The sequence below is a fragment of the Affinundibacterium nitidum genome (assembly GCF_014284155.1).
Lineage (GTDB): Bacteria > Pseudomonadota > Gammaproteobacteria > Burkholderiales > Burkholderiaceae_D > Undibacterium > Undibacterium nitidum.
The window spans coordinates 16,657-39,162 of the sequence record NZ_JACOFZ010000009.1; the positions used below are offsets into that span (position 1 = coordinate 16,657).

The 22,506-nt window shown below is 46.4% G+C and carries 18 protein-coding genes; 4 read left to right on the top strand and 14 right to left on the bottom strand.

Annotated elements, in window-relative coordinates; all coding sequences use genetic code 11:
* The first annotated feature begins 72 nt into the window (after nt 1-72).
* The 3 genes from accC to H8K36_RS16500 all read left to right on the top strand — a co-directional run bounded on the left by accC (nt 73) and on the right by H8K36_RS16500 (nt 4,190).
* A complete protein-coding gene (accC, locus tag H8K36_RS16490) occupies nt 73-1,440 on the top strand; it encodes an acetyl-CoA carboxylase biotin carboxylase subunit (protein WP_186917619.1) in 1,368 nt (455 codons plus the stop codon).
* Nucleotides 1,441-1,602: 162 nt separating this feature from the next.
* Nucleotides 1,603-2,517: a 50S ribosomal protein L11 methyltransferase gene (gene prmA, locus H8K36_RS16495; RefSeq protein ID WP_186917620.1), complete on the top strand. Its 915-nt coding sequence runs from the start codon at nt 1,603-1,605 to the stop codon at nt 2,515-2,517.
* Nucleotides 2,518-2,534: 17 nt separating this feature from the next.
* Nucleotides 2,535-4,190, top strand: a complete 1,656-nt coding sequence (locus tag H8K36_RS16500; RefSeq protein ID WP_186917621.1) for a DUF3426 domain-containing protein — start codon at nt 2,535-2,537, stop codon at nt 4,188-4,190.
* 43 nt (nt 4,191-4,233) lie between these two features.
* On the opposite strand, the gene H8K36_RS16505 is transcribed toward H8K36_RS16500, so the two are convergent.
* From H8K36_RS16505 to H8K36_RS16520, 4 genes are all read right to left on the bottom strand, one after another.
* Nucleotides 4,234-5,013 (bottom strand): response regulator, encoded by a 780-nt coding sequence (locus H8K36_RS16505; protein WP_186917622.1) that lies wholly within the window; start codon nt 5,011-5,013, stop codon nt 4,234-4,236.
* Nucleotides 5,014-5,091: 78 nt separating this feature from the next.
* Complete coding sequence (locus tag H8K36_RS16510; protein ID WP_230404739.1) at nt 5,092-6,228, bottom strand: HD-GYP domain-containing protein; 1,137 nt, start codon at nt 6,226-6,228, stop codon at nt 5,092-5,094.
* Between the two features lie 188 nt (nt 6,229-6,416).
* On the bottom strand, nt 6,417-7,499 hold the full coding sequence (locus H8K36_RS16515; RefSeq protein ID WP_186917623.1) for an acyltransferase family protein: 1,083 nt from the start codon (nt 7,497-7,499) through the stop codon (nt 6,417-6,419).
* A 222-nt stretch (nt 7,500-7,721) separates the two neighbouring features.
* Nucleotides 7,722-7,910, bottom strand: coding sequence for a hypothetical protein (locus H8K36_RS16520; protein WP_186917624.1), 189 nt, complete (start codon nt 7,908-7,910; stop codon nt 7,722-7,724).
* Here H8K36_RS16520 and H8K36_RS16525 point away from each other — a divergent pair.
* Complete coding sequence (locus tag H8K36_RS16525) at nt 7,893-9,164, top strand: MFS transporter (protein ID WP_186917625.1); 1,272 nt, start codon at nt 7,893-7,895, stop codon at nt 9,162-9,164. The genes H8K36_RS16520 and H8K36_RS16525 overlap by 18 nt on opposite strands.
* 90 nt (nt 9,165-9,254) lie before the next feature.
* Here the strand turns inward: H8K36_RS16525 and H8K36_RS16530 are convergent, their stop codons facing one another.
* The 10 genes from H8K36_RS16530 to H8K36_RS16575 all read right to left on the bottom strand — a co-directional run bounded on the left by H8K36_RS16530 (nt 9,255) and on the right by H8K36_RS16575 (nt 22,043).
* Complete coding sequence (locus H8K36_RS16530; RefSeq protein WP_186917626.1) at nt 9,255-10,349, bottom strand: ABC transporter ATP-binding protein; 1,095 nt, start codon at nt 10,347-10,349, stop codon at nt 9,255-9,257.
* A gap of 14 nt (nt 10,350-10,363) precedes the next feature.
* On the bottom strand, nt 10,364-11,902 hold the full coding sequence (nagZ, locus tag H8K36_RS16535) for a beta-N-acetylhexosaminidase (RefSeq protein WP_230404740.1): 1,539 nt from the start codon (nt 11,900-11,902) through the stop codon (nt 10,364-10,366).
* Nucleotides 11,899-12,705: a carbohydrate ABC transporter permease gene (locus H8K36_RS16540; protein ID WP_186917627.1), complete on the bottom strand. Its 807-nt coding sequence runs from the start codon at nt 12,703-12,705 to the stop codon at nt 11,899-11,901. The genes nagZ and H8K36_RS16540 overlap by 4 nt, the downstream gene beginning before the upstream one ends.
* Before the next feature lie 86 nt (nt 12,706-12,791).
* Nucleotides 12,792-13,676: a carbohydrate ABC transporter permease gene (locus tag H8K36_RS16545; RefSeq protein WP_186917628.1), complete on the bottom strand. Its 885-nt coding sequence runs from the start codon at nt 13,674-13,676 to the stop codon at nt 12,792-12,794.
* Nucleotides 13,673-14,956, bottom strand: a complete 1,284-nt coding sequence (locus H8K36_RS16550; RefSeq protein WP_186917629.1) for an ABC transporter substrate-binding protein — start codon at nt 14,954-14,956, stop codon at nt 13,673-13,675. The genes H8K36_RS16545 and H8K36_RS16550 overlap by 4 nt, the downstream gene beginning before the upstream one ends.
* A gap of 161 nt (nt 14,957-15,117) precedes the next feature.
* Nucleotides 15,118-16,128 carry an SIS domain-containing protein gene (locus H8K36_RS16555; RefSeq protein WP_186917707.1) on the bottom strand — a complete coding sequence of 337 codons (1,011 nt, stop codon included), beginning with the start codon at nt 16,126-16,128 and terminating at the stop codon, nt 15,118-15,120.
* Nucleotides 16,121-17,251: an N-acetylglucosamine-6-phosphate deacetylase gene (nagA, locus tag H8K36_RS16560; protein ID WP_230404748.1), complete on the bottom strand. Its 1,131-nt coding sequence runs from the start codon at nt 17,249-17,251 to the stop codon at nt 16,121-16,123. Before nagA ends, H8K36_RS16555 begins: the two co-directional genes overlap by 8 nt.
* Entirely contained in the window at nt 17,248-17,982 is a 735-nt protein-coding gene (locus H8K36_RS16565) for a GntR family transcriptional regulator (RefSeq protein WP_186917630.1), read from the bottom strand. Before H8K36_RS16565 ends, nagA begins: the two co-directional genes overlap by 4 nt.
* Before the next feature lie 32 nt (nt 17,983-18,014).
* On the bottom strand, nt 18,015-18,908 hold the full coding sequence (locus H8K36_RS16570; protein WP_329604236.1) for a glucosamine kinase nucleotide-binding domain-containing protein: 894 nt from the start codon (nt 18,906-18,908) through the stop codon (nt 18,015-18,017).
* A 345-nt stretch (nt 18,909-19,253) separates the two neighbouring features.
* Nucleotides 19,254-22,043: a TonB-dependent receptor gene (locus H8K36_RS16575; RefSeq protein ID WP_230404750.1), complete on the bottom strand. Its 2,790-nt coding sequence runs from the start codon at nt 22,041-22,043 to the stop codon at nt 19,254-19,256.
* Nucleotides 22,044-22,506: the final 463 nt, after the last annotated feature.

Consider the following 22,506-nt stretch of genomic DNA (forward strand, 5'->3'; position numbering starts at 1 on the left):
GTTGTTTTGATGATGCGGCGCATGCTTCTGCCACTTAGCTGATAGGCTATAACCTCTGCCAAAGTAAAAATTATGTTTGAAAAAATCCTGATCGCCAATCGTGGCGAAATTGCTCTCCGTATTCAGCGCGCTTGCCGCGAGATGGGTATCAAAACCGTCGTTGTTCACTCTGAAGCCGACCGTGAAGCCAAGTATGTCAAATTAGCAGATGAATCCGTATGTATCGGTCCAGCTGCATCCAATCTCAGTTACCTCAGCATGCCAGCCATCATCAGTGCTGCTGAAGTCACAGACGCGCAAGCAATTCATCCAGGCTATGGCTTCCTCTCTGAAAATGCCGATTTTGCTGAACGAGTTGAACAATCTGGCTTTGTGTTCATTGGTCCACGTGCAGAATCCATCCGCCTCATGGGTGACAAGGTCTCTGCTAAGCATGCCATGATCGAAGCAGGTGTTCCTTGTGTACCAGGTTCTGATGGTGCTTTACCAGATGACCCTAAAGTTATCGTACAAACCGCGCGCAAAGTTGGATATCCAGTCATCATTAAAGCAGCCGGTGGCGGTGGTGGTCGCGGTATGCGTGTCGTGCATACAGAAGCGGCCCTCTTGAACGCTGTGACGATGACTAAGACTGAAGCCGGTGCTGCGTTCGGCAATCCTGAAGTCTACATGGAAAAGTTCTTGGAAAACCCACGTCACGTGGAAATCCAAATCTTGGCCGATCAACACGGTAACGCTGTCTGGTTAGGCGAGCGCGATTGCTCTATGCAACGTCGTCACCAAAAAGTCATTGAGGAAGCGCCAGCGCCGGGCATCCCACGCAAGACGATTGAAAAAATTGGCAATCGATGTGCAGATGCGTGTAAGAAAATCGGCTATCGCGGCGCAGGCACTTTCGAATTCTTGTATGAGAATGGCGAGTTCTACTTCATCGAAATGAATACCCGCGTTCAAGTTGAACACCCTGTTACGGAAATGATCACGGGAATCGACATCGTGCAAGAACAAATCCGTATTGCTTTTGGCGAGAAACTGCGCTTTAAGCAATCAGATATCGAGTTGCGTGGACATGCTATCGAATGCCGTATCAATGCAGAAGATCCATTCAAGTTCACCCCTTCACCGGGTCGTATCGCAACTTGGCACACCCCTGGTGGACCAGGCATCCGTGTCGATTCGCATGCTTACGCGGGATACTTTGTTCCACCGAACTACGATTCCATGATCGGTAAAGTCATTTCTTATGGCTCGACACGTGAACAAGCGATTCGTCGTATGCAAATTGCTTTGTCAGAAATGGTGGTTGAAGGAATTCAAACGAATATCCCTTTGCATCGCGAACTGATGGTGGATGCTCGCTTCATCGAAGGTGGGACAAACATCCATTATCTCGAGCATAAATTGGCCGATATGCCAGTGCTGTCGAAGAAAGATAAGTAAAATAAGTAGTACACCAGCGCAGTAATGCGCTTGGTATGAAGCATATACTTCGCACTATGGCGGAGAACATAACGCGATTGAGATTTCATATTCAATCGCGTTTTTTGATTTAAACTGACGCTGATAGCAATGACGTCACACACTTGAACACGAAAGAACACCATGGCTTGGGTAGAAATTATTATTGAAATCGCACGCGATCATGCGGAAAATCTATCCGATGCATTGATGGAAGTCGGCGCTTTGTCGGTATCGGTCGAAGACGCTGACGAAGGTACAGATGCCGAAAAACCACTGTTCGGTGAGCCTGGAATGGAGCCTAGCGAACATGCGTGGGAACGTAGCCGTGTAGTCGCCCTCGCAGAAATCGATGCAGATCACCAAGCCATCGTGGCAGATGCTGCGGCGAGCATACAATTAACGACAGTGCCAAGCTACACCACACGCAAAGTGGAAGAACAAGACTGGGTTCGATTGACGCAATCACAATTCGAACCTATCCATATCGGCAAAAATATTTGGGTTGTGCCGAGCTGGCATGATGCCCCCGATACCAATGCTCTGGTACTCGAACTTGATCCAGGCCTTGCCTTCGGTACAGGGAGTCATCCAACAACACGCTTGTGCATGGAATGGTTAGAAGCGAATGCGCCGCAAGACCTAACGGTACTTGATTATGGCTGTGGCTCTGGAATATTGGCCATGGTCGCCAAAAAATTAGAGGCAAAACATGTTGTTGGCGTCGACATCGATCCACAAGCGATCGAGTCCGCGAATTTCAACGCCGAGAAAAATCAATGCGAAATCGAATTCGCATTGCCCGAACCATTTAGCGAACAATATCCAACGACACATCAATTTGACGTAGTAGTTGCAAATATTTTGTCTAGCCCACTCAAGTTAATGGCGCCTATGTTATCCGGTCGCGTGAAGGCAGGTGGTGCACTCGTGTTATCTGGCGTTTTGGCGCGCCAAGCCGAAGAAGTTGCTGCTGCATACGCACCATTTATTGAACTAAGCGTTTGGCAAGAGCGCGAAGGCTGGGTCGCCTTGCACGGCCATAAAGCAATCGCTTAAACGTTTAGGAATAGATCATGGCACTCGCAACCCAATGCCCACATTGCTACACTAGCTTTCGTGTTGCCAACGACCAGCTTAAGCTACATGCGGGCATGGTCCGTTGCGGTGCCTGTAAGCAGACCTTTAACGGTATTGAACATTTATTAGAACCAGGCGAAGAACCGCGCAAGCCACCGACTTCAATTGACAGTAGCTTGGCATCACAAGACGAGACAAATTCAAGGCAGACCACCGCTTTATATTCAGATAGTTCAGCGTCGATAATTGATGTCACGACAGAAAAAGAAGAAAACAAACACGAACAGGCGTTTTCTGCTGCTACTGAAGGCGAGCAAAACGTAACAACAGACAAACAGTCGGCAACGGAGAGTCTAACAGACGACAGTCTCAATTTTGAGGACGTCTCAAGTTCTGAGACACCACTATCAGAATATTCAGAATCTTTCACCCCTGACATTAATTCGCCCGAAAATACGCATCGTGAACAAGATCTTTTTTCGGAATCTGAAACCGTTGAAGTCGCACCAACTGAGGTGAATGAAACGGCTATTGAGCCACCGCCTACTCAACAAGAATTAGACGATATTGCGCTATTTCAAGAAAAACTTGCTTCTTTTTCTCCACAAATTGAGTTACCAGAATCAAGTTCATTTGCTGCCGACGACGACCAGCATTTCGCAGAACAAGCATCATCTCAACTTGAAACAATCGACCAAGAGCCAGATTCAGCGGAGTCAAATGACCTTGGTACTAATCATCAAGATACAGCGGAACCTATCGAAGAAACCCCACCCATTCGCAAGCAAGCTTCCTTAACTGCGAGTCTGGATTTCGAGTTAAGCGATGGCGAACGTTCTTGGAACGAGCAAATTGCGCAAGCAAATCAACTCGAGCTACAAACACAAGCGGCGATTGTCGACGGTGACGAAAGCAAATACTCAAAACACGAACAAGTATTTTCTGATGCCACCATTCTTGAAGAAGAACTAGAGCAAGATCTACATCAGTTGCTCTCTCAAACGCCGACAGCGCAGATGAAAAGTGAAGCGATTTCAACAAAACCCGCCACCGCTTTCCAATCAGAACCTACGGTCAGCACAACAGACCCTGAGCCTGAGCCGGAGTTGAATGAGAACGAAGACGAACAACCTGAGTTCATGCTTCAAGCAGAAAAAGCTCGTCGTTATAGCAAGCTGAAATTAGCGTCGCTGCTGCTAGGCATTACTGTTTTATTGGCTACGGCAAGTGCACAAGGCATCTATTTTTTCCGTTCAGGGATTGCTGCTCATTTCCCGCAAACTAAACCTTGGCTTGTACAAATGTGCCAACGTTTAAATTGCCAAATAATGTTGCCAACGCAAATTGATATGATTACGGTTGATTCAACCGAGTTACTTAATCTGCATCAAGATCCGCATATTCATTCACTTGCATTACAACTGCAAAATAAGAGCACCATGACGCAAGCATGGCCTATGGTGGAATTGATATTAAAAGATAGTCGCGGCAAAACAGTATTACAAAGAATTTTCCGACCAGAGGAATACCTAGAGAATAAGGCACAGGTAGCGAAGGGAATTGCGGCGAATAGCGACAGCAGCGTCAAAGTACACTTCGAACTCACTACCATGAAGGCAGCAGGTTACGCCGTGACGGTTTTCTATCCTTAATCAAAACGAAGGGAGTGATTTATTCACTCCCTAATCATTTCGCCTAGCGTTGTTTGCGCAAGTTACGATAGCGTTCAGCGCGACTAGAAATCGAAGAGATCAATTTCTCGGGATCGATAGGTTTCGTCAAGAAATCATCGGCACCCGTTTCCAATGCGCCTAATTGCTTCTGCATTTCAGTTTCCGAAGAAAGAAAGACGATGGGAATATCCAAATAGTGATTGTTCTGACGTATGATTTTCGCCATTTCAATGCCATTGCATTGTGGCATATGCAAATCAGTCAATACCAACTCAGGTTTGAATTTTTTCATAGCATCAAGGATCTGACTGGGATCCATAATTGCCTTCACGTGCATCCCAGCGCTACTCAAAACGGCATCAAAAAAACTCAGGAAAAAGTCATCGTCATCAACAACTAAAATACGATAAGAATGCACTGCATTTTTAGCGATCTTTTCACTGATGCGTGCGCTTAGTGCTTGTACATCAATCGGCTTGATGAAATAACCTTCAGCGCCTTCCCGCACAGCTTCAAGTCGATCTTCAAAGACATCTCGAGATGATACGTAGATGGCAGGAAATGTAGTCACCACACGCGTCGCCATCGCTTGTTTTGCTTTTTGCCCGGACTCTGAATCAATATCAAGCACAACGGCTTGAGGCGCTCGTATTAAAATCGCCGATCGAAACTCGTCAATATCTGTGAAACCAACCACTTCGTGATCATAGAATCGTAACGCAGTCGTTAGCTCAGAACTAAAAGTAGCTTCTGCAGAATAGACATATACTAAATCAAAATATTTTCCTGAATTCTCATCCATTTGATTTTCCATCAAAGTTTAGACTATGCATCTCACTGGAATTAAACCAAGCAAGTTAAAGCTCTCAAATCAATCTCATTATTGCGCTGCAATTTCACCCCAAAGTTGACGCATTGTGAACCGAATTGGTACCTGATCCCGATGCAAAACTTCCCTAATGGCATGTAAAGGTTTTTGCGTATCTCTTTTAATGGGCATGGTTAAAGGTGCCCCCCTTGGACCAATTAATGAGTGCACATAAGGTGTAGTCGTGGTAGCCCCTTTGCTCGTGACGACGCCGATTTCCCCATTCTCTAGCTTCACAAAAGTTCCGATCGGATAAGTTCCCAGTTCACGAATAAACAGCGTCACCAACATTAAATCAACCGTCGTCTTCCCACCGATCAAGATATCCCTGAGCGCTGCATTAGGAAGCAAAGATTTGCGATAACTTCTTGAACAAACCCGAGCGCAATACCGATCTGCAACTGAGATTATCTTCGCATTTTGCGGAATTTCAGGCCCTCTTTTTTTCCCAGGATAACCAGAGCCGTCTTCATTCTCATGGTGAAATAAGATCCAACTGAGCCAACCCTCGTCACGTATTCCGGCCGCAATAAGCTGGTCAACACTTTCTTGTGGATGGCGAAAAATGAGTTCTTGCTCTTCAGGGCTCAAGCCATCGCTTTTTTCCTGCAATCGCTCCTGTTGTCGCATCATGCTGAGATTCATCGTCAACGCGGCGGCGGCCAGCATCGTGATTTCCTCTTCACTTTTCTTCAGTGCTCTACCGATGACGATAGATACAACCGCAGTATCAACACAATGTCGAGCCGAATAATTTCCCTCTTGGTTTAACAAAATGCAGCCAAGCGCAACATCAGTATCGAGAAAGGTCGCTACAACGGTTTGTTTTGCTAATGCGAGGAACTTTGCCCTCGCCTCAGTTTCACCAGGAAGGTTATAAGACAAGTTGCGCAATTCACTACGTACATCGGTAATGATTCTGAGGACCGACGGTAGCTCAACCACTTTGGGAATCTTCTTATCGCGTGAAGATTGATCAAGTTTATCGCCATCGACATACAGGCCACGTTCGATCAGAACTTCAACTTGATGACTACTATTCACGACAAAACCACGCCGCAATAGCAAATTGCCGTCACTGCCATAGATATCCCATTGCAGGGGCTGTCCCAGCACGATATCCGACATGGAAATGCGTTTGTTTGACATGCAATACCTCAAGAAAAGATCATCTAATCAATTCAAAAACTGGCAAAGCTGAAACACATTACTTCGAAACTATATCGTATCAGAGTATTGCCATAATGCATGCTTTTCTTCAGGGTATAGGTAAAACTCGGGTGTTTACACCTGCTTTTGTCGCAAAAAAAACAATGATGGTGTTATTTTTCAGAATATCAAATCGAAAACCGCCAGCCACGACGACGCAGCAAATACATCCAAGCGCCAAAGCTGAGGGTAAATAACAGAGCAAAAAAGAAGGACGCAAAAGTCTCGCTAGTCGCCTTTGCGAGTGCCAAAACGAACCACTGAGGATAAATATAGGGCATCGCATGTGTTGCTGCGATGATGCAAGTGACTACCCAAGCAGCCGCATATGCGGTGATCGCGTTGACGCCAAAACTGAGCCCCAAAGACGGTAACTGCTTTTGATCGATCAAATAATGAAAACAGACCAATAACAAAACGCCCCACCCGCACGTCCAGCAAACAAATGACGAAGTCCATAACTGCTTATTCAAAGGCATCGAAAAAGACCACAAATAAGCTAATCCGATTAAAGATACGCCAACGAGAGTCAGCGTCTTCTTCGACTTGTTACGTAGCAAGCGTGCTGCAATTACGCCAAGCAGAACATTCACCATTGCAGGTAAGCTGCTCAGAACACCTTCTGGCTCCTGAGCTCGAAAAGTGACAGGATCAAATTGATATGCCAGTGATCCCAACAGCATGGTATCGATCTGATCGACGATATTGATGCCAGGCTGATAGCCTCCGGTCGAATTAAGCAAAAACCAATATGCTATTAGCGTGAATGCGGAGAAAACCCACAATACAATGGTACTGCGCAAATAGATAAGTACTGTCGCAGCAAGAAAAAAACAAATCCCAATTCTTTGCAACACACCTAGCAAACGGAAACTACGATCTGGAATCAAGATCATCGCGATCACATGAAGCGCAAGGCCAAGCGCAAATATTTTTGCGGCCCGCCAGCAAGCTGATCGCCATAAATCACCTGAGGCCACAGTACTAAGCTTTGACCCGATGGCGAACTCAAGCGACACACCGACGATAAAAAGGAAGAAGGGAAATATGAAATCCGCTGGGGTACATCCATTCCATTCGGCATGTTCCAACCATGGATAAACATGTGCCCAATCACCCGCATTATTGACTAACAACATAGCTGCCACAGTCAAACCTCGAAAAACGTCTATCGAATTCAATCGTGTCGAAGTCGCTTGTATTTCGCTCATGTTATATCCCTAAAATTGTTTTGTTTCGTGCCGTTTCGCTGCAAGCCAAGCTCAAATTTACATAACTATTAAACAATACCAGTGTCTCGTAAATGCCCTAAGTCGAAAACAACAACAAGACACAAATATACTGGCATCGATTTTTGCAATCATTCTAGATCGCAAGATAGAAATATCGCTATTAGGAAATATACCAAAAGTAAAAACGTTGTATATTGGTACTTAAGTGGCATTAATTTTGTAAAACCAGTTGACCGCCAACATCGCCCAGAGTATTTTGTCATTTATAGGTAATTCCTCAGTCAACTGAACGATACTACCGTGACCAGCAAAGCCGTTTTCTGCCGTCGCAAGGTATCCATCAGGCCATTCGATCTCAACTTTACGACCAACATGACACAAGAAAAACAACGTTCCCCCATTAGCTGGGTACCAACTCTGTATCTTGCTGAAGGCCTCCCTTATTTCGCGGTCGCACTCGTTGCCGGACTGATGTATAAAAGTTTAGGTGTCTCCAATGATGAAATCGCATATTGGACGGGCATGATAGGTTTCGCTTGGGTTTTTAAACCTTTGTGGAGTCCCTTCCTTGAAGCGGTGAGAAGCAAGAAATTGTTGGTCATCGCGTTTCAACTTATCGGTGGCATAAGCCTCGGCCTAGTGGCTCTCTCAATGCAACTACCCAACTACTTTGCGATCAGCATTGCATTGTTAGGATTGGTTGCTATTGCTTCTGCGACGCACGACATCGCTGCTGATGGCTTGTACATCGCTAGCCTTAGCAACAAACAGCAGGCTGCTTACGCAGGCTGGCAAGGCGCGTTTTACAATGCAGCGAAATTTATATCCCTTGGTGGCTTAGTCATACTCGCAGGACACTTAGAGAAGAGTATGCCCCCTGCACAAGCGTGGGCAATCGTATTCGGTCTCTTGGGGGCTATGTTGATCGCGATTGCGCTTTACCACAGTTGGTCCTTGCCAAATGCACAGTCAAACGCGAAGCAAGAATCGATGAGCAGTGTTTTCAACACTTCTATAGACGTTATCAAAGATTTCTTCTCAAAACCTGGAATCTGGCTTGCTATCGCCTTCATTCTCTTATTTCGCGCTGGTGAAGGACAAATACAAACCATTGGCCCCCTATTCCTAAAAGAACTACGCGCCAACGGTGGACTCGGTTTAAGCAATGAACAAGTTGGAGTTGTTTATGGCACTGCAGGAACCATTGCTTTCATCGGCGGCAGTATCCTCGGTGGGTATTTCGCGGCCTGGTTGGGTCTACGTCGGGCATTACCTTGGCTCATCATCGCAATGAATTTGCCAAACCTCGTATTCTTCTACCTCAGCGCCACTCTTCCAGATAACTTAAGCATTGTTGGTGCAGCATTAAGCTTAGAAATGTTTGGTTATGGTTTCGGCTTCGTCGGATTGATTCTTTTCATGATGCAAGTGGTTGCGGTGGGTAAGTACCAAACAGCGCACTACGCTCTAGCCACTGGTGTTATGCAATTGGGCCTGGTAATTCCAAAAATGATTAGTGGCAAAGTACAAACCGCGCTCGGCTACCAACAGTTTTTCATTTGGGTTCTGATCTCTGCGATACCGGTACTAATTTTGTGTCGCTTCTTGAAAATCAAAGATCAAGAAAAAACGACCACGGTGTAGTTTCACAAACTAGGATTGCAAAAAAGCCTCGTACATTAATGTACGAGGCTTTTTTTCAATCTTTGTTGCTACCCGCCCGAACAGCGAAGCTTAAATCCTTGCGCCAACTGAATCAAATAAATGTACATGTTTGCGATCGAAAGACAAAGTGAAATGACCGCCACTCTTGGGGACACGATGCAATTGTTGTGATTTCATTGCTACGGTCATCCCATCCTGCAGAGATGCGTACACGATACAACTATCACCGAGGTGTTCAACAAACTGACACACGACGTTCAGCCCCGTGTTACTTTGACTTTCCAACATAGAAACATGTTCAGCCCGACATCCCAAAGTATAACTGCGCCCAACTTGGGGGATAGAATCCAACGTGCTTGTTTCGATGTGAATCAAATCACCGCTAGCAATTTTTAGAACAACCACATCTCCTTCGACCCGCTCTACCATGACTGGCAGGAGATTCATTTTTGGCGCGCCCAAAAAACCAGCTACAAACAAATTGGCTGGTTTTTCATAGAGCTCAAGCGGTTTGCCAACTTGTTCTATACGTCCGCCATTAAACACCACAATACGCTGTCCTAGCGTCATCGCTTCAACTTGATCGTGTGTAACGTAGATCATTGTTGTTTGAAGTTCTTGATGCAGTCGGCTTAACTCGATACGCATCTGCACTCTCAAACTAGCGTCGAGATTCGATAAAGGTTCGTCAAACAAAAACAACTTCGGCTGCCGCACAATGGCCCGTCCAATCGCTACGCGTTGTCTCTGTCCGCCAGAAAGGTCCTTCGGTTTCCGATCAAGCAGGTGTTCAATCTGCAAGATGGCAGCGGCCTTCTGCACTGCGCTTTCAATGCTTACCTTACTCTGCCCTGCCATCTTGAGACTAAACGCCATATTGTCGAAAACCGACATATGGGGATACAAAGCATAGGATTGAAATACCATTGCTAAGCCACGTTTTGCTGGCGCAATGTCATTTGCTAGCATTCCGTCTAGATGAAGTTCACCACCGCTAATATCTTCCAATCCTGCGATCATACGTAACAGCGTTGATTTACCACAACCGGAGGGTCCCACAAAAACCATGAATTCACCATCGTGAATATCTAGGTCAACTCCATGAATTACTTCAGTACCATCGGCATATTGCTTACGAATCTGACGTAGTCGAACCTGTGTCATTGAACTGTATCCAATCAATTCAATTGGTCAAAATTCGGTACTGGCACGTGACCGTTAGCTTCAGTTTCACCACGTAACCATGATGCGACCGCCTCAATTGCCGGAGGCGCGAAGCCATAAGTTATTAAGGCGGGTGCATCGATATCGAGTGTCTGGAAGGGATTCCATAGTACCAAATGCAAATCAGGTTTCCAGGTTTGACGAGCATGCTCGTTATAACGGATTCTGACCGTTGAAGCCAAGATAACGAAACGTCCATCTTGAGGAACCTGATTCCAATCGAAGGTCTTTGCATCAGCGAAGGTAGTCGTCTCAAGATCATAAATCTGCGATAGCATCGCCGCCACTTTATCCGCAGAGATACCTGCTTCAGAGACTCCATCACTGACCACATCTGCACTAATCACAAGCCGCACCTTACCGCCAGGTGCAGGTGAATGTGCTTGGCGATAGGCCGTCAAGCCACGCTTCCAAGCACGTGCCATTAACGCGCGATCTTCAGTATCCTGTTGTTGCGTGTATTCACTTTGCTGACAAGGATAGTCTTGCGCCAATTTTTCCACTCGTGCCAATTTCTTTTGCAGCTCAGCGTATGGAATTTGACCGTTTTCGATAGCGTCCGTGAGTGCCTCCAGTGTTTCCAGCTGGGTCTCGCGGGTTCCTAAAGCCATCACCATATCGGCACCTGCGGCGAGGGCACGCACTGCTGCGTTACCGACACCGTATCTTCCAGCGATAGCATGCATATCCATACCGTCGGTAATCACGACACCATGATAATTCCACTCGTCACGTAATATCCCAGTCAGGATCTTGGGTGACATGGTTGCTGGATTCTCAGCGTCTAGTTGTGGATACACGATGTGTGCTGTCATCATCGCTGGCGCATGTTTCGCTGCCGCTTGAAATGGCGCTAATTCCAGTGCGTCGAGTTGTGCACGCGACTTATTCACTTCGGGCAAATCGCGATGCGAATCAACATGAGTGTCACCATGCCCAGGAAAATGTTTGACGCAACAAGCGACGCCTTCCGACAAACTACCTTCCATCCAAGCGCTGGCCAATCGCACAGCTTTGGCAGGTTCTGCGCCGAAGGATCGCTCCGAAATCACTGGATTATTGACATTATTATTCAGGTCCAGCACTGGTGCAAAATTCCAATTGAAACCGAGCGACTTCACACTGCGCGCTACTGCCGCACCAACTTCGCGCGCCAGTTCCGCATCATCGCTCGCGCCCAAGGACATCGCTGCAGGTGGCTGAGGTACCCAAGTCGAACGTACTACTGCACCACCTTCCTGGTCGATGCCAATCAAGGCATCTGGCCCCATCACTGAGCGTAGATCAGCGGTGAATTTCGCCAACTGCTCTTGATTCACCATATTTTGACGGAACAGACAAATTGCTCGAATGTGATTATCGCGCAGATACTGCGCAACTTCGGGCTCTAAACTCGTCCCTGGCATGCGGATCATAATAGATTGTCCTGCGATCTTGCGCGCCTCTTCCCGACTAATAATTGTTTTCGTCATTGCTTGTGTTTGCTCACTCATTTCACTGCCCCATCCATGCCACGCATAAAAAATCGTTGTGTCAATAAAAATGCTACCAAAATTGGTGCCACTGTCAAAATCGTACCTGCAGCAATTACCCTCGTGCTGCTGCCGTAAGTGCCTCGCAAGTAAAGCACGCCAGCCGACAATGGAAAATCCTCTGGCTTACTCAACACAATAGAGGGCCAAATGTATTCGTTCCAAGCTTCCACTGCGGACAGTATGCCCACAGTCGCCAGCCATGGTGTAATTAAAGGCAAGACGATCTTTAAAAAAATAATCCACTCAGACGCGCCATCGACACGAGCGGCGTCAATCAAATCTTGCGGTACTTCATCGAAGGCTTGCTTTAACAAGAGTATCGATACCGCATTCACCACATTCGGCAAAATCACGGCCGTATACGTATTCACCAAACCCATCTGCGTCATCGTGATGAAGTTAACCAGAAAATTAACCTCAGAAGGTAACACCATAGTCGCCAAAATTAATCCGAAGATTAATTTCTTTCCGCTAAACTTCATGCGAGATAACGGATAGGCAGCTAGAGAACAAAATACTAATTTCCAAACAACTGTAGATATCGTGATCAGAAATGAGTTTTTATAGAAAGAGAAAATAGGTATCACCCGAAACACTTCAGCAAAATTTTCTAAACTGATTGCTTGAGGCGTAAAGCTTGGTGGAAACTCGAAGATATTTCCTTCGGTCGAGATCGCTACCACCAAGGTCCACCAAAATGGAAAGATGCATAGCAGTGCGATCACAGACAGCAGCACATAGCGTGTCAGCGATTGAAGCATTTGCCGTCTTAACTTAAATTGCATCATGTCGTATTTAGGAGTATCTATCAAAAAATATGGTCTAAAAATATTGATCTGTTTTTTGCCTAGCGATGACGTGGCTTCAGGTAGCGCAGACATAGAATTGCGATCGACATACATACCAAGGACACTACAAAACTCGCCGCTAGACCACGCGGCAATTTCAAATGTTTTAATCCCTGATCATAGGCGTAATATAAAGCGGTGAAGGTTGAATTCATCGGCCCACCTTGGGTCAGCACATCCACTTCTTGATAAGCCTTAAGTGCCGCCAACAGCGACATGATGCTGCATACCATGATGGTTGGCATTAACATGGGCACGGTGATTTTCCAAAATCGCTGCCAGGCATTTGCACCGTCTAGCACCGCCGCCTCTTGCATCTCAGAAGGGATCGATTGCAAGGCGGCAAGATACATCACCATATACCATCCGAGGCCACGCCACAGTGAAACAAACATAATGGCGAACAAGGCGATACTATCGTCCGATAACCATCCGATTGGCGCATTGATGGCATGGAGCTGAAGCAGCACATAGTTCAACGCGCCCTGCTCATGAAACATGAAACCCCACATGATACCCACGACAGATACCGTGGTTACCACTGGTACATAGTATGCCGCACGAAAGAAACGCATCCCTGGTATTTGACGATTCACTAGAACCGCTAAACTGATCGCGCAGATCTGAATCACGGGCACGATCAGCAGAAACAGAATGGAATTTTTTAAGCCAGTCAAAAACATATCATTGGCAAAAATGTAGCGATAATTCGCAACGCCAACGAAGTGTGTCTCTCGCACCAAGCTGTAATCCGTAAAACTCAAATACGAACCGTATAGCACGGGCCAAAATCCGAATAAGGCAATCAGCAATAAAGCCGGGGCTAGAAACAGATAGGCACTCAACTGATGACGTCGTATAAAAGAGGCGACAATAGCAATCATCTTGTCCCCACCAATTTTTTATTCCAGATTGCGACGGCCTCATCCATGGCAGTCTGTGCATCGCGTTTACCAGTGACACTTGCCTCTACTGCTTTGACTAAGAAGCGACGCAATTCATCATAATCGTCGATGCCAGCGACATATAAACTACGAGAATACTCCATCGAGTTTGCGGCAACTGTTTGTGCTTTTTCTGCAGCACCTTGCTTCGCTTGTGTACCCAAACTCTGGAAATGTGGATCCGCTAAAGCTTTCTTAGTGGTAGGCATGACGTTAGCGATCTTGGCGAAAGCCAATTGATTAACATCATTAGTTAAGAACAGAGCGAACTCAGCGACTGCGGGCAGTTTTTCAGCAGGTACACCTTTAGGGATCGCAAAATTGAACATCCAGCCACCATCTGCAATACCAGTGGGGCCAATCGGCGCAGGAAAGATATCCGTTTGCGCATAGATATCTTTTGAATCAGCTTGGATACGTCGCAACGCGGTGGGCGCAGAAACCATCATACCGAGACGTCCACCGAGATAGGCATCGACCACTGCTGGAAAATTATCCTCTGCGAATAACTTATCTTTCAAAAAACCATTCGCTTGATAAGTCTGTTTCAGTTTTGCAATTAAGGCCATGTGCGCAGGCGAATTAAACACAGCCTTGCCGTTGACGATTAAGGGAAGCCCTTCTTGCATCATGAAACCATCGATTTTACCTAAAGCGGGCGCATATCCCGCTTTACCAGTCGTCGCATAAATCTGGCGCGCATAAGCCAACAAGTCATCCATCGTCTTGGGCGCCGCGGTAAGACCTGCCGCATTTAATATGTGGCGATTATAGGCGACCACATTGACGTTACTATAATGAGGGAAAGCGTAGAGCTTGCCTGCGAAACGTACGTCGTTCAGCGCACCTTGGGTATAAGGATTGGAGATCGGCATCAGGCGATCGACTGGCTGTAACAAGCCATCGCGCGCCATCTCCTCAGCCCATGGCACACTGAGATTCACCAAAGACGGAGGCGTTCCTGCGGCAATCGACGTGATTAGTTTAAGTTGCAGGATATCCCAAGGAAAATCAACCCACTCAATCTGCACCTGCGGATGCATGCGCTCGTATTCTTTAACGAGACTTTGAAAGTAAGGAATAAATTTAGGCTTCAGACTCATCGTCCAAAACTCTATTTTTTGGCGACGTGCAGTAGATGAGTCAGCGGCACTAGCGAGATTCCACAGCAGAACCAAGGCTAGCGAGAAGGCACATAAAAAGAGCCGCCGAAACTTCATTTCACTTATCCATCATGAGTGCATGAGCCTACGTTTCGTAGCGCTTTCACACAAGGAAGTGTGAAAGCGAGGAGCTCAGCAGATATGTCTTAGTATCACGTGTCAAAAAATATGCCTGACGAGTACCGGCCCCACACTTTCCCCGTCAGGCAAAGGACACACTAATTAGTCTTTGTTACTTTACTCAAGTGACGTGGTTTATCTGGATCTAAGCCACGTGCAACTGATAAATGCGCTGCCATCACGTAAAAGGACTGTATTGCTGCGATTGGGTCGAGATCTGGTGTGGCTGCAGTTGCCAAAGTCAAATTGCGTTCTTTCACGTCAGCAGGCGCTGCTAACAACACATTCGCACCACGACCACGCATTTCTTCTGCCAAGGCAATGAGACCTGCCTGTGTTGGACCACGTGTTGCGAAAATTAACAATGGATAGCCATCATCGATCAAGGCCATTGGGCCATGCTTGATTTCTGCACCGCTAAATGCTTCCGCTTGAATCACAGAAGTTTCCTTGAACTTCAATGCCGATTCCAAGGCAACGGAAAAACTAATACCGCGTCCAACCACCATGATGCGCTCCGCGGGAACCAGTACATCGAGAGCATTGGACCAATCGAGTTTAGTGGCTGCTTCTAGTACTTGCGGCAATTCTTCGATGCCAGCTAGGAAGCCAGCATCATTCTGCCAATGGCCGGCAAGGCGCGCGCCTGCAACCAATGAAGTAATAAAACTCTTGGTCGCTGCTACGCTTAGTTCAGGTCCTGCATGCAAAGGCATGGTCCATTGCGCTGCATTCGCGAGGGGGGAGTTTGCGTCATTGACCAAAGCGACAGTCGACGCACCACCTTCACGGAAGAATCGAATCGGCTCAACCACGTCAGGGCTTTGTCCCGATTGTGAAATCGCAATTGCTAAGGCATTACGCACGTGTAAGGGAGCACTATTTAACGTGACAAGAGACATCGGCAGCGAAGCAACGATATGACCTAGACGAGACATAATCAAATATGCGGCATAGTTTGCAGCATGATCTGAACTTCCACGCGCGATCGTTACAACTGAGGACGGTGGAGTAGCACGCAAGTACTTTCCAAGCTCAGCTAATCTTTCACCATCATGCGCCAATTGCGCAGCAACGAATTCTCCTGAGGAACACGCTTCCTTAAGCATCTTTGAGGTCAATTTTCTCTCCTTCTATATAAACAGCGATCAGATTTAAGTCACGATCAAGAACTACCAGGTCGGCATACGCGTCGGCCTGCAAACGTCCGCGATCAGATAAACCTAAAAAATCTGCTGCGTAAGTAGAAACACGCTTTGAAGCATCGTCCAGTTCTAAACCAATTTTGACTAAATTTCTTAATGCCTGATCCATAGTCAAGGTACTGCCTGCCAGAGTTCCATCTGCAAGACGTACACCGCCCAGACATTTATGGACTACTTGACGTCCCAACATATACTCGCCATCAGGCATGCCTGAAGCGGATGTAGAGTCAGTGACGCAGTACAATTTAGGAATCGCACGCAGAGCCGTTTTGATTGCGCCTGCATGGACGTGTAATAGATCAGGAATAATTTCTGCATAGGTCGCATGAGCCAAGGCTGCCCCCACCATACCGGGCGCACGATGATCCAAACGCGACATCGCGTTGTAGAGATGAGTGAAACTGGTTGCGCCATTTTCCATCGCGGCGACACCATCTTCGTAGGTGCCAAGTGTGTGCCCTAATTGAACGCGCATACCGAGCGCAGTCAATTGACTCACAATGGCCAAATTACCTTCAACTTCTGGCGCAAGAGTAATCAGCTTAATAGGTGCAATCGCGTTTAAGACTTTAACTTGGTCTAGCGACCCGGCATGGGCAAAATCAGGCTGTGCCCCAAGCTTGCCTGGATTAATGTATGGCCCTTCCAGATGCACACCCAACACACGAGCAGCACCAGTCTGTCTACTCGCACAAACATCTGACAAAGCTTGCAAAGCCATTTCAAGATCAGACATCGGCGCTGTCATCGTCGTCGCCAACATGCTAGTCGTACCGTGACGTGCATGCATACGTGAGATCACCTTAATGGCCTCACCGCCTTCCATCGTATCTTTGCCACCAGCGCCATGTACGTGGAGATCAATAAAACCAGGCAAGATGTAGCAGTCTTCGTTGGACTCAGGCAGAGTTGCCTCACCTTGAATCGCACGAATCTTGTCAGTGAATTGCAGTTCACCTTTAATCCAACCCTCTGGGGTTAAGATATTTCCACTGACTTGTTGCATTGCTTGCCCACTTGAATTCATCTAAACAGCTCCACTACAAAGTCGTAATAATCGCTACGGCAATAAGAATGCGTTAATTCCACCGCCGCACCATTCGCCAGATAACCAACGCGTGTGATCAACAGCATCGCTGTACCCTGTTTCAAACCAATTAGCTTTGCTTGTTCTGCTGTCGCACTAACAGCGCGAATATGCTGCAAAGCGCGAGTCGGCGCGACGTTATTGATCTCCAAATGACCATATAGACTGTCGGTTACCAATTTTGGATTCGGCAAATAAATATTGGGAATGGTCGAACTCTCGATTGCCATCACCACGTTATCGGCCGTACGCAAACGCTTTAAGCGCGATACTACAGAATGAGGCGACAAGCCCAATGACAAAATTTCTTCTGGAGAAGCCACGCCTGTATCACGTGACAGCCACTGCGAGCCTGGCATAAAACCGCGTTGACGCAACTCTTCACTAAAGTTGGTCAAGCGCGACAATGGTTGCTCCAACTTTGGCGTGATGTACGTACCAGAACCGTGTTTGCGAGTCAGTAATCCGCGCTCACATAACATCTCAATCGCTTTACGCGCAGTAACTCGGGAAATATCCAAAGTTTCCGCTAACATACGTTCCGAAGGCAGGGCTTCATCTGGCTGCCAATAGCCATTATGAATACCGTTTGCCAGCTTATTCGCCAGTTGTAAGTACAACGGCGTTGAACTATCTCCATCGGGCTTAAAATCAAGTAGCTGAGCCAACATATTTCTGTTTTCCTTCAATCTAGTGCGTTGAACTACGATTTCAACAATTGGCTTTTGGCCAAAATGAGGGCACCAAGGGCGGAGTCACCTTTTGGTTTAGTCACACGTTGCAACAAACGCTCAGGTAGATAAGACCAGATTGCTTCAGCAAGACCACCGCATAATGCAACTGGTATCGTACCAGAGGGATCGAGGGCATTCGCCATTTTTTCTACTTCAATACCAGCTTCCAATAAAATATTTTTCGCTCTGCCACTTTTTTCAGCAAATTCAAGCACCAAAGGTGCTAATTGCGCGAACTTGGTTTGATTTGCTTGTGCTAGCCAGGCAAAAACGGCGTCACGCGTTCCACCACAAAAATTCAATAAAGCCTGCGCAAATTCATCCATTGAAGCTCGCCCATCGAGTGCGTGCTGCAAATGATTAATCGCACGCAAACCCATCCATGCGCCACTCGCCTCATCGCTAGATGGAAAACCCCAACCTCCGACTTCTCGACGACTACCATCCGCTTGCATCACTTCACCGACACTACCAGTACCAAGAGCAATAATGGCACCCGGTTGGCCTTGATGCGCTCCCAATAAGGTTGTACCAGCATCAGTTTCGACGGCTAGCCCTGCCACACCTGGATTGGCAGCGATAAACTCGCTCGCCCATTGGCGGTTATTGACACCTGCCAAACCACATCCAACCGCCATGACAGATAAGGGCGGAAGCGCCAAATTTGCTTGCTGGAAAGCTTGCGTAATCGCACTTAAAATCGCTTTCCACGCTGCTTCAGCGCCATGCATCAATCCCGATGGCCCAGCATTACCACGTGCAATCTCCTGCCCCTCAGCATTCACCACAAGAACTCGCGTTCCTGTTCCGCCGCCGTCCACGCCGATGAAATATTGGTAGTACACTGGTATAGAGTCTTTCACGATGCCACCTAAAAAATGCCAATCAAGAGATCAGTTTAGTCGCCTTCGCGGCTGCTCTCTGCAATAGAAACACTTTATGTGCTTCTATAGTGGATGTCAATAGGTATTTAAGTGGTATTTAATTTTATTTCAAATTCTGTTGTCTTGATGCATTAGTCACTCACATCCTAACAGCAGAAAATTTCCTTATTTTGACAATCGAAGAATTTTGAAAGATCGATCTCAAAATAGGGAAACTCTCTTTTTCGTCGAAAAAAAAGTGACGAAGCAAACCCTGCCCCGTCACTCCTTCAACGCCTACCGCAGATACTGTGAGCAGCTACCGCCACTCACAGAAATCTTCTATTACATCTTCACGCGCAGAGTCAGGTAGTACTGACGACCACTTTGGTAGATGGAACGTGGCTGGTCATTGTTCAAAGCAAAGTATTTCAACTTAGGATTGTTGAGGTTATGTGCATCCAATGATAACGCGAAGTTTTCATTGATCTTGTAACCAAACGACGCAGACAATGAACCAGTTGCAGCTTGAGAAAACGCTGTTTCACGGTCCAAACCACTATAGAACGCTGAACGGTAGCTATAAGACAAACGTGCATTGAACGTGTCATCTTCATAGTAGCCACTCAAGTTATAAGTGTTCTTAGACGCACCAACAACTTCCTGATCCTTGGCATCTTTTGCATCAGCGTAAGTGTAGTTCGCTGCCAAACCAAAGTTATTCATAATTGGCTGTTCCCACGCCAACTCAAAACCTTTCACTTTAGCACTGGAGTTCACTGGTACGCTCAATACGTAAGGAACCATTGCACCTTGTGGAATTGCAGAGCTAGTAGTGAAGTAACTACGTGTTACTTGACCAATACCAACATAGCTCGTCAAATCCATGTAGTACACGCTACCAGATAACAGAGCGCGTGGTGCATAGTAGTATTCCAATGAGAAGTCGAGGTTATTGGAACGAATTGGCTTCAAGTTTGGATTCGCGCCACTACCGCTACCGATACCTGTTGCAGTAGATGGTGGACTCAAACTAATTGCACTAGCCAATGCGCCAAAATCAGGACGTGTCATTGTTTTGGAAGCAGCAAAACGTGCTACCAAATCTTTTTGTACGTCAAAGCGCAGGTTCAAGCTTGGCAATACGTCGTTGTATGTATTTTCAGTTGTTTCGAAATGGAAAGTACCGAACGCAGATTCAGCTTGATTCTTACCTGGGCCTGTCAAAGCAGAAGTTACTGTTTCTTTAGTTTGAACTACGCGCAAACCAAAATTACCACTCCAGCCTTGGCCTTCCATATTGCTTTGCACGTAGAAAGCGTTAACGTTCTCTTTCAGCGCAAACTGTGTGGAGTAATCGAGGCGAGAGCCATCATTGTCGCGGTTTGAATATTTATTGAATTCAGCCAATTGAGCTGGCGTGTAATACCAAACAGCTGTTGGGAACGCACCACCCAAACCAGAACCGTAGTTAGATGGATACACGCTCACTGTCGATGGGAATTTTGCTGGATCGTTTTGAGCTACAGTGCCAACTGGGCACCAAGTAGATTGAGACCAATCCCATGGCGCTTGCAAGCCATTAGACTTCTTACAACCAGGACCCTGACCGAGAGCAGCACCACTATCACGTTTATGTTCTGTACCGCGAACACCAAACTTCAAGGAAGTGAATACACCTTCATTTAAGGAATACTCGCCATCCAACTTTGCCCATGATTCAGAATCATTAACCAAAGTATTTTGATAGCCAAATACCCAACCCAAAGATTGTGGTTTAGCGCTGGAATAGTTTGTACTACCTAACTTCCAATCTGCAGCACGATCGACGCCATTGATGTTATAGCTTGCACCGGAACCAACGCCGACATTCCATTCAGCCACGTCTTGAGTTGGTGTTTTACCCTTCGCTTTAGATGTACCCAACTGACCATTTAATTTAAAGTCTGGGCTAACTTTCCAAGTTGCTTCAGTACTAAAGAAATTAACTTCAGAACCCGCATCTGGACGAGAAATTTGGTCATACACACCGTACGTTGTACCAGCAACAGGTTTGAAATTTGCACTGGTCAATGTCTTCACGCCATTGATATTGGATACACGATAGCCAGCTTCAGGAGCTTGACCGTTACCACCATCGATAAAGTGAGAACCCCACAACATGTAGTTACGATTGTAGTTAGCTGCATCCAGAGTTGAACTGAAGCCACTGACCACCAAGTCAAATTCTTTACTTGGTTTGAATTCAGCGCTAATTAAACCACCAGTACGTTTACGTGTTTGCTCAAACAAAGCTGCACCCATCAAACTTGGGTAGTAAGCACCAGCCAAATCCGGATTTGTCTTAGCCATTGGGCTAGTTGCAGAGATTTGAGACCAACCTAAAATCTCTTGACCATCACGGCGCAGACTGCGTTTTTCGGAGAACGCTTGAATCATCAAACCGAAAGTATTCGCATCATTCTTCCAGTTCACCAAACCGGACAACTGAGGATCAGACTTACCTGGCAAGTCTGCATAAACCACACCCAAAGCAGCTTCAGCAGTTACTTGCTTCTTGAACTCCAATGGCTTACGAGTGATCACGTTAATCGAACCCGCAACACCACCTTCAACCAAACTAGCTTGGGACGTTTTATTCACTTCAATGCGACCAACCAACTCAGATGGCAACAATGTATAGCTAATTGAACGGCCCACACCAGCACCAGATTGATTCAATACAAACCAATCACCTGCAGCCATGTTGTGGCCGTTGATCAAAGTTTGTGTCAAGCTAGGGTTCGTACCACGCATACTGACGCGGTCATTTTCATCGAAACCACCTTCGTTACCAGAAGCGGAGCTCGTTGTGACACCAGAAACGCGCTGCAAAGAGTCAGCTACATTTTTATCCGGCATTTTGCCGATGTCTTCAGCTGTAATCACTTCAACGTGCGCTTCAGCGTTACGTTTTTGATTCAAAGATTGCTGCATCGCTGCACGTACGCCCGTCACGATAATCTGTTGCGGTTCTTCCTTCAAACCTTTCTTCGTATCGACTTCTTGCGCCTGCGCAGACATTGCTGCAGTCATGATCAACACCGTCACAGCAGAGGCGATTGGCGTCAGATTAGGCTTCAAATTACTTTTCATTTATTCCCCCAAGACTTCCATAAAAAACGTTCAATGCTCGGCAAACTAACAACAGCCTATTTACCCAGCGCTCGTTACCACTTTTTTTTGAAAAACGACGACTCATGTTTTGAAAGGTAGAACTAGATCAAATCCACTTCTACAAACAACGACTTCCAGCTCAAGAGTCAAACTTACCAACTTCAAACGCATTCGATGCGACTTCGAAATTCCCCCCACAGGAATATTTACTTCATCGCATCTCAAGTTTCGAGACCAAATGCAAGCCAAACATATAAATTTTCGAAGAGTCTTCACTTTAGATTCGCTAATACCAACTGTCAAGCGGTATTCATGTGGTATTAACTTTATTTGATTGGTATTACAACCATTCCAAAAATGGTATTAGAAGATCATTGATATAACATTTTCTAAACCATTGATTCAGCAGCTATTTTTTTCATTCAATCACTGGTGTTTTGCG

Coding starts and splice junctions, on each gene's coding strand:
- accC (WP_186917619.1), top strand. CDS start 73: ATGTTTGAAAAAATCCTGATCGCCAATCGTGGCGAAATTGCTCTCCGT.
- prmA (WP_186917620.1), top strand. CDS start 1,603: ATGGCTTGGGTAGAAATTATTATTGAAATCGCACGCGATCATGCGGAA.
- H8K36_RS16500 (WP_186917621.1), top strand. CDS start 2,535: ATGGCACTCGCAACCCAATGCCCACATTGCTACACTAGCTTTCGTGTT.
- H8K36_RS16505 (WP_186917622.1), bottom strand. CDS start 5,013: ATGGATGAGAATTCAGGAAAATATTTTGATTTAGTATATGTCTATTCT.
- H8K36_RS16510 (WP_230404739.1), bottom strand. CDS start 6,228: ATGTCAAACAAACGCATTTCCATGTCGGATATCGTGCTGGGACAGCCC.
- H8K36_RS16515 (WP_186917623.1), bottom strand. CDS start 7,499: ATGAGCGAAATACAAGCGACTTCGACACGATTGAATTCGATAGACGTT.
- H8K36_RS16525 (WP_186917625.1), top strand. CDS start 7,893: ATGACACAAGAAAAACAACGTTCCCCCATTAGCTGGGTACCAACTCTG.
- H8K36_RS16530 (WP_186917626.1), bottom strand. CDS start 10,349: ATGACACAGGTTCGACTACGTCAGATTCGTAAGCAATATGCCGATGGT.
- nagZ (WP_230404740.1), bottom strand. CDS start 11,902: ATGAGTGAGCAAACACAAGCAATGACGAAAACAATTATTAGTCGGGAA.
- H8K36_RS16540 (WP_186917627.1), bottom strand. CDS start 12,705: ATGCTTCAATCGCTGACACGCTATGTGCTGCTGTCTGTGATCGCACTG.
- H8K36_RS16545 (WP_186917628.1), bottom strand. CDS start 13,676: ATGATTGCTATTGTCGCCTCTTTTATACGACGTCATCAGTTGAGTGCC.
- H8K36_RS16550 (WP_186917629.1), bottom strand. CDS start 14,956: ATGAAGTTTCGGCGGCTCTTTTTATGTGCCTTCTCGCTAGCCTTGGTT.
- H8K36_RS16555 (WP_186917707.1), bottom strand. CDS start 16,128: ATGCTTAAGGAAGCGTGTTCCTCAGGAGAATTCGTTGCTGCGCAATTG.
- nagA (WP_230404748.1), bottom strand. CDS start 17,251: ATGAATTCAAGTGGGCAAGCAATGCAACAAGTCAGTGGAAATATCTTA.
- H8K36_RS16565 (WP_186917630.1), bottom strand. CDS start 17,982: ATGTTGGCTCAGCTACTTGATTTTAAGCCCGATGGAGATAGTTCAACG.
- H8K36_RS16575 (WP_230404750.1), bottom strand. CDS start 22,043: ATGAAAAGTAATTTGAAGCCTAATCTGACGCCAATCGCCTCTGCTGTG.